Origin of the sequence: Cryobacterium aureum (assembly GCF_002954245.1) — a bacterium.
Classification (GTDB): Bacteria; Actinomycetota; Actinomycetes; order Actinomycetales; family Microbacteriaceae; genus Cryobacterium; species Cryobacterium aureum.
In genome coordinates this window covers 170,109-176,990 of the sequence record NZ_PPTG01000022.1, presented here as the reverse complement: position 1 = coordinate 176,990, position 6,882 = coordinate 170,109, and the positions used below count along the sequence as shown (strand labels likewise).

The following is a 6,882-nucleotide window of genomic DNA, read 5'->3' as shown; positions in this document are numbered from 1 at the left end:
TTGGTGCCGGTGTCGACGCGTTGATTGCCCTGGCGAGGAAGCAGACGGTGGCGGTCATGTGTGCCGAGGCCGTGCCGTGGCGTTGTCACCGATCATTGATCGGAGACGCATTGTTGGCTCAGGACGTCCAGGTTGCCGACATTATGAGTCTAACCTCGACCAAACCGCACACCCTGACCAGCTTTGCCAAAGTCGATGGTCATCGCGTCTGGTACCCACCAGAAGAGTGATCATCGAGGTTACAAATCCAGATCGGGGCGACGTAGTACAGCGAATATGGTGAAGAGATTCGGCAACGTTGTGACAGCGGGAGGTACACCCATGATAAATAAATTCTCAATCGGCGATCACGTGCGCTGGAACTCCGAGGCCGGCCAGGTGCACGGCACCATCACGAAGATTCATACGAAAGACGTGGAATACAAAGGCCACACTCGCCGCTGCAGTCGTGATGATCCGCAGTATGAGATCACAAGCGACACGACCGACCACGTGGCGATGCACAAGGGCGAAGCCCTGACGAAAATCTAGCCATGCGCGGCCGCCGATGGAAACCAACGCGAACGTGCGAACGATCTGTGCCTGCTGGCAACAGTGATGGCAGCCATGATCGGAGGGCGACGATCGACGGTGGATGCCGCAGCCCGGATAAAAATGAGTTGGGGCGTAAACGTAGTCATCTTCCGTCTCGTGATGGAGAACAAGGATGACATCACGTCGTGGACGTGTTGACACAAGCTACCGCGAGTGAAAGTCTGAATTGTAGGCATAGACGGGCGAAATGAGGACAGTATGACCGAATTCACAACGGAAACTGATCAACTCACGGGGGTGCGGCACCGCACCATTTCCGTCGATGGAGTAGAGATCTTCTTCAGGGAAGCGGGTCCGGCGGATGGGCCGACGCTCGTGCTACTGCACGGTTTTCCTGCTGCGTCGCACCAGTATGTGCGCCTCATGGATCGGCTCAGCGATCGGGTGCATCTCATCGCACCGGATTACCCAGGGTTTGGTTACAGTAGCGCTCCCACCTCGAGCAGCAGCGGCGGAGACTTCGTTTACTCTTTCGATCACATCGCCGAGATCATCGAAGCGTTTCTGGTCACCCTTGGCATCGACGAGTTCTTTATGTACGTTTTCGACTTTGGGGCCCCTATCGGGTATCGCATCGCGGCGCGACATCCGAATTGGATACAGGGGGTCATCGCACAAAATGGCAACGCGTACGAGTCCGGACTGGGACCGAATATGCAGCCACTGGTTCAGTACTGGATAAATCACGAGGAGATGGAGCCTGTCATCCGCGGAGTGCTTACAGCTGAGGCAACGCGCTCCCAACATCTTGAGGGAACGGCTAACCCAGAGTCCGTTGATCCGGACGTATGGACTTTGGATCAACACTGGCTCGATAAAGCTGGGCGAGACCAGATCATGCTCGATTTGCTCTATGACTATCAGTCCAACGTCACGCTGTATCCCGCGTGGCAAGCGTGGATGCGCGAGCATCAGCCCCCCATGCTTTTGCCTTGGGGGCGTAACGATCAGTTCTTTCCTGAAGCAGGGGCGCGCGCGTACCTCGATGATCTTCCATCCGCTGAACTGCACCTGCTCGACGCTGGGCACTTCGCCTTGGATGAACAGCTCGATACCGTCGTGCATCTGATCGATGACTTCATCGGGCGACATAAGCAATAGGAACCCTTCGAAGTACACGCACCACGAACACAGACAGAAAGATAACGACAATGTCATTTGAGCAACGACTCTCCGTCTCGGACGTCGATCCCGCGGCCTATAAACCGATGATCGCCTTAGAAAAATACATCCACGCGGGAAGCCTGGGTGAAGCGCTGTTAGCGCTCGTGAAAATTCGTGCTTCGCAGATCAATGGATGTGCGTACTGCCTAGACATGCACGGGCGGGAAGCTCGAGCGGCGGGCATCGATCAGCGGCGCCTTGATGTGCTAGCTGGCTGGGAGGAGGCACCGAACTTATACTCCGAGCGCGAACGTGCCGCCATCGCACTCACTGAGGCGGTGACGCTCATCGGAAACGGCGGTGTGTCGGACTCGTTGTGGGGACAAGTGAGGAAATCATTCGAGGAGAAGGAAATTGTGCAGCTGTTGATGGCCATTGCCGCGATCAACGTGTGGAACCGCCTGGCGGTCAGCACTCACCAGAGCCTTCCGCGACAAACAGCCTAACAATCGCGCTACTTGCACAATCGGTGGGTAGCGCGGTACTGGCCGGGGCGGCGGAGGCATAGCCTCGGCAGCAGTTATCTCATCGTATGAGCTGGTGCCTACTCTGCGTCCGGTCTCACCAGACATTCGGTCTTCGCGCGACTGCACAAGTAGCTCGCTGCATCGCTAAAGCGATCGTTAATGCATGCATGAATACGGCCATCCGTATTTCCAATGCGTTTCATCACGTACTTTACTGGGTTTTGTACCACGCGAGCTTATGGCAACCGCCTCAGGCTACAGTCCATTTCAAGGAGAGAAAGAACAACGATCACGCAAAAAAACACAAGACCGGACCGTGATACGCCATTAGCCGCCCAACAACAAACCGTCTTGGACTCTAATCGCGTAATGGTGCCTAGCCCTAACTCGATGGGGACGGCCGTTCACGCCGTCGTGTTCGGTGGTTTATTACGACATGGTGTGCGCCGTTGAGTTCTGATGATTTCAACGTGGCCAAGGTACCGACGCACACTGTCGGGAGTACTGCTTTAGATCAAGCGCCACGCGGATTCCTCGCCCTGGTCACCGCGGCGGCATTTCTGACTTTCGCGCAGGCTTTCATGGTCGCCCCGATCCTGCCTCAGCTGGCGCAGGCGTTTCACACCGACTCCGGAACGATAGGTCTGGCCGTTCCGGCTTATTTGGTTCCCTACGGGGTGATGACGTTACTGTGGGGGCCGCTCTCCGACCGGATCGGACGACGTCCAATCATTCTCGGTTCGTTGCTGACGTTCGCCGTTCTCACCGCGGGCACAGCGCTGTCTGGCACAGCCGGAATGTTCATGTTAATGCGTCTTGTGACGGGGGCGGCGGCCAGCGGGGTCGTCCCAATTTCCTTGGCGTTGATCGGTGATGTGTTTCCTTTCGCTCAACGCGGCAGGGCGTTGGGATGGTTGTTCGGTGGGATGGCTGGAGGCATCGCGGTTGGCTCTACCGCCGGCGCCGTGGCGGAACCGTTCATCGGTTGGGAGGGGTTGTTCCTCGTATCGTCAGCAGGTATTTTAATGATCGGGGTGTTGTCCGTTTTCTTGCTGCCCGTCTCGCAAACGACGCGGAATGCGCCGCCGTGGAATGCTGTAATCGCGGCCTACGGGAAGCTGCTGTCTATCTCACGAGGCCGACGGACCTACAGCTATGTGCTCCTCAACGCGGTGCTGCACTCTGGTATCTATACCTGGTTTGGGCTGTATCTGGTCCAACGTTTCGAGCTCGGCCCGATCGGGGTTGGTTTGGCGCTGCTCGGATACGGGATTCCTGGATTCCTCTTCGGCCCGATTATCGGGAAGCTCGCCGATCGTTATGGGCGGGCAAGAACCATCCCGGCGGGGGTGCTCGTCGCCGGCGTGTGCGCCTTCATCCTGGCCATCGAGGCACCCTTACCAGTTGTCGTAATAACCGTCGCGGTACTGTCTCTGGGGTACGACATGACACAGCCGCTGCTGGGGGGTATCGTCACGGATTTGCCCGGTACCGTCGGTCAGTCGGTAGGCCTGATGGCGTTTGTCTTGTTCATCGGTTTAGGTCTGGGGAGCCTGATTTTTCAGGGCCTGTTAGTGATGGGCTTCCCCCTGGCACTCGTAGTCTTCGGGACAGCGGCTTTGCTGGGTGCAGGAATTGGACTGCGGCTCTTCCGAGAGGAACAGGCTCCAGCCACCGCGGACTAAACAAACACCAAAATACATATCATCACTCGTGTCATGGACCATGCCAAAACGAACGTTTTCACATGAGGCAATAAAAAGAGTCACGCAGAGGTTTTCGAACGCTCAATGCGCATCCTTGACCGGGGGGACCCTTAGTCATACTCTTTAATTATGGTTCCAAACCTCGGCAGCGCACTATGTCGGTACCGCGCCGAGGAGTTATTGAGCGCAAACTGTCCTGCTGGCCTCAGGATGAGCAACCGTGCGGTCACTACTCAATCAAGGCGCCGAGTCATCGAACGGAGGAAGCCGAGACTCCCGATGCGCAGCCCCCTCTTGTGTACGCTTCCCTGCAATTCTTACTCTTACAAACGATTGAAAGGACATGAATCATGACCTCCACAGAGCGCAGCAGGCTCGTCCGACTACAGGACACCGATAAGACCATCGCCGCGACGGATTCCGATATCCGAGGGCATCGAGTTCTTGACAAGGACGGCAACGACCTCGGAAAAGTGGACGCTCTCCTGATCGACGAGCGGGAAGAGAAAGTACGATTCTTTGAAGTCGCCACGGGCGGTTTCCTTGGTATTGGCAAAAGTAAATCCTTTATCCCTGTCGATGCAATCACTCATATCGACGATAAAGACGTCCACCTAAACCTGCTGACCGACACTGTGGCCGGATCTCCAGCCTATGATCCCGATCTCGTTGAAGACACCGTCTTCTTTCATGACACGTACGGTTACTATGGGTTCTTACCCTATTGGGGAATGGGATATGTCTACCCGCCTTATCCGTATTACACCGATCGGAACTAAGTGTCGACTGCAGTCGTTCGTGCGCGATTCTGATGTAAAGATTTAGCCAGGAGAAGCCCTAAAAACGACTTAATGGCATTGTTGCGGACATGGCGAGAGAGAGTGTCCAATTATTGAGCTATCCATGCGTTCGGGTGGTTGAATTGGCGGCGAAAGTTGGTGGGGTGATCTACTTCGGCGACCGAGTGGTTGGTAATCGCGCACGATGACTTGTGTGTGGCTGAACTTGCTCGTCGTCCTGCCCGACTGTGCGAGATGGCGATAATCACTCCGGCAGAGTTCGTCGCATAGGAACGCGTGCTCGTGGCGACATGGAATAAGAGGCCTCTCGCCCAGACGGCCTTATGAGCGAGCGTCAAACTGTAATGCCACAAGATGCTCCGTCTAGAGATCTTCAACGTGGAGACTTCGATCGGGCTTGAACTTGAATGGATCAAGACCTGGGTCAAAATGGGTTCGGAATACCGGCAATACCATCTACGTGAGGTCAGTTAGGACTCTGCGCAGCACCGTCTGCGGTGATGGCAAACGGTAGATGTTGCATGTGCTGGCAACGGCAGTGTCGCTAGGGTCGGGGTTACCGTGGGTACAGCTGCGAGCAGCGTTGGACATAGTCAAGGCTTGGCCGGTCGTAACCAATCCAGGATGACCATACGAGTGTGAGAGAAGGATCGATTATGTCAGGGATTGTTGCTGAGAACAGTCGAGGGCGTGTCGATCGACGGAGAGTTTCTCGTGGAGTGCAGGCGCTTCTTGGCGTCGCGGCGGGTGTACTGATCTACTACGCCACTGCGGTCGCATGGGTGGTTCTGACGATGGGTGGCTTTGGGTCCGGCCCTTGGGCGAGGATCGCAATCTCCATCGTCGCTGGGCTGAGCGTCTTCGTCGGGTGGCGCTGGCCGATCGTTGGTCTGACTGCTGGCATCCTCATCGTCGCGTTCGTGTTGTTCGCCGGACTCACCGGAATCAGCTCGGGACCTCCGGCATCATTGTTACAGGACGTACCTGGCATTCTGGGGCACGGCGCGGCAAGCGGCTACCCGTCGACTCTGGGGGTCGTGCTCGTGTGCTCCGCGATCGTCAGGCGGTTGCCGGCACCTCGCAATTGATTTTCACGAGTCGTCTGTGTGTGATCAACTCTGTGTAGGCCGTTTCGGCGCTGGATTCCTGCCAAGTCAGTGGCTGGTTTCGGGCCGAATGAGCGCTAATTATCAGGCCAGGCATTTCCCTCCACGACGGTGGATTCAGGGATGCGCAGAGTTTGAGATCACCTGGTGGCCGGGGCCTTCTCCAGAGTGTTGGGGACATGGGCCCACCACCCCTCGATTCCTTAAGGCGTAGCTACTGCCAAGCGGTCGCGCCGGAAGGGAACAGAAAGCAGATGACGGTACCCATGTCCGTCCAAGAAAATATCAGAACTCTCGACTCCCACGGAATCGCGGGCCGTGAAATCGCCCGCCGGTTGGGGGTCAGCCGCGATTCGGTGACGAAATACACCGGGGGGCAGGACTACTCGCCGAAGCCACCGACGCCTGTTCCCAGGCCGACCGGGTCGGTGTTGACCGGGTTTGAAGACACCATGGAGCTGTGGTTAGGTCAGGACCAGCGGCGGCCGCGCAAGCAACGCCACACGGCCCAGCGTGGCGAGTAGCGCTTGTTGGTAGCGCCAATCCGGTGACTTGGTGTGTAACCTCGTGACATCGTGGACAGTGGATCTCAGCACTTCGTGGACGCTGGGTCTCATGGCTTCGTGCACATCTACCGCCCTGGCTCACCGAGCACTGCGGGGAGATCAGTCTGACGCTGGGCGAACTGTGTCTGATATTCCGCGTTCTTGCGTTCCCAGGGCTTCGTCGGGTGGGCCACGCCAACGCCCTGGAGGGAGTATGAGGCAACGTATCGGCCTCGGACGTTCAGCGCGACCATCGGCAGCGGGAATGAGAACACGATCTCAGCGGTGACGGGATCGGTGAGCAAGAACGCGTCGTCGGTGATCGTCCGGTAGAACGTGCGGTCGGCGTACGTCGTCGGCAGGGAGACCTGGTAGCCCTGAAAGTAGACCTGCCGGTTCGCTTTGGTGGCCTCCACAAGTGACTGATCCGCTGTTTGCGGCCGCGCGTTGTCGTCGGGCATAACCTGCCCGGTTTTGGAGATCGTCAACGACGCCCGGTG

General features: G+C 57.2%; 8 protein-coding genes and 1 pseudogene. 8 read left to right on the top strand and 1 reads right to left on the bottom strand.

The window, feature by feature from the left end; genetic code table 11:
* The 8 genes and pseudogenes from CJ028_RS08765 to CJ028_RS08730 all read left to right on the top strand — a co-directional run.
* A partial coding sequence (locus tag CJ028_RS08765; RefSeq protein WP_129590440.1) for a DUF488 domain-containing protein occupies positions 1 to 230 on the top strand: 230 nt, incomplete at its 5' end.
* A 91-nt stretch (positions 231 to 321) separates the two neighbouring features.
* The gene (locus CJ028_RS08760; RefSeq protein WP_105034863.1) at positions 322 to 531 is read left to right on the top strand and encodes a hypervirulence associated TUDOR domain-containing protein; all 210 of its coding nucleotides are present in this window, start codon (positions 322 to 324) and stop codon (positions 529 to 531) included.
* A 261-nt stretch (positions 532 to 792) separates the two neighbouring features.
* The gene (locus CJ028_RS08755) at positions 793 to 1,695 is read left to right on the top strand and encodes an alpha/beta fold hydrolase (protein WP_105034862.1); all 903 of its coding nucleotides are present in this window, start codon (positions 793 to 795) and stop codon (positions 1,693 to 1,695) included.
* A 50-nt stretch (positions 1,696 to 1,745) separates the two neighbouring features.
* Complete coding sequence (locus CJ028_RS08750) at positions 1,746 to 2,204, top strand: carboxymuconolactone decarboxylase family protein (RefSeq protein WP_105034861.1); 459 nt, start codon at positions 1,746 to 1,748, stop codon at positions 2,202 to 2,204.
* Positions 2,205 to 2,674: 470 nt separating this feature from the next.
* Entirely contained in the window at positions 2,675 to 3,910 is a 1,236-nt protein-coding gene (locus CJ028_RS08745) for an MFS transporter (protein WP_205683982.1), read from the top strand.
* 371 nt (positions 3,911 to 4,281) lie between these two features.
* Positions 4,282 to 4,710 (top strand): PRC-barrel domain-containing protein, encoded by a 429-nt coding sequence (locus tag CJ028_RS08740; protein WP_105034860.1) that lies wholly within the window; start codon positions 4,282 to 4,284, stop codon positions 4,708 to 4,710.
* 740 nt (positions 4,711 to 5,450) lie between these two features.
* Positions 5,451 to 5,819 (top strand): hypothetical protein, encoded by a 369-nt coding sequence (locus CJ028_RS08735; RefSeq protein ID WP_105034859.1) that lies wholly within the window; start codon positions 5,451 to 5,453, stop codon positions 5,817 to 5,819.
* A gap of 284 nt (positions 5,820 to 6,103) precedes the next feature.
* Positions 6,104 to 6,352 (top strand): annotated as a pseudogene (locus tag CJ028_RS08730) (IS21 family transposase); the annotation flags it as partial.
* 116 nt (positions 6,353 to 6,468) lie between these two features.
* Here the strand turns inward: CJ028_RS08730 and CJ028_RS08725 are convergent.
* Positions 6,469 to 6,843: a hypothetical protein gene (locus CJ028_RS08725; protein ID WP_105034857.1), complete on the bottom strand. Its 375-nt coding sequence runs from the start codon at positions 6,841 to 6,843 to the stop codon at positions 6,469 to 6,471.
* Between the last annotated feature and the right edge of the window lie 39 nt (positions 6,844 to 6,882).

Coding starts and splice junctions, on each gene's coding strand:
- CJ028_RS08740 (WP_105034860.1), top strand. CDS start 4,282: ATGACCTCCACAGAGCGCAGCAGGCTCGTCCGACTACAGGACACCGAT.
- CJ028_RS08760 (WP_105034863.1), top strand. CDS start 322: ATGATAAATAAATTCTCAATCGGCGATCACGTGCGCTGGAACTCCGAG.
- CJ028_RS08725 (WP_105034857.1), bottom strand. CDS start 6,843: ATGCCCGACGACAACGCGCGGCCGCAAACAGCGGATCAGTCACTTGTG.
- CJ028_RS08755 (WP_105034862.1), top strand. CDS start 793: ATGACCGAATTCACAACGGAAACTGATCAACTCACGGGGGTGCGGCAC.
- CJ028_RS08750 (WP_105034861.1), top strand. CDS start 1,746: ATGTCATTTGAGCAACGACTCTCCGTCTCGGACGTCGATCCCGCGGCC.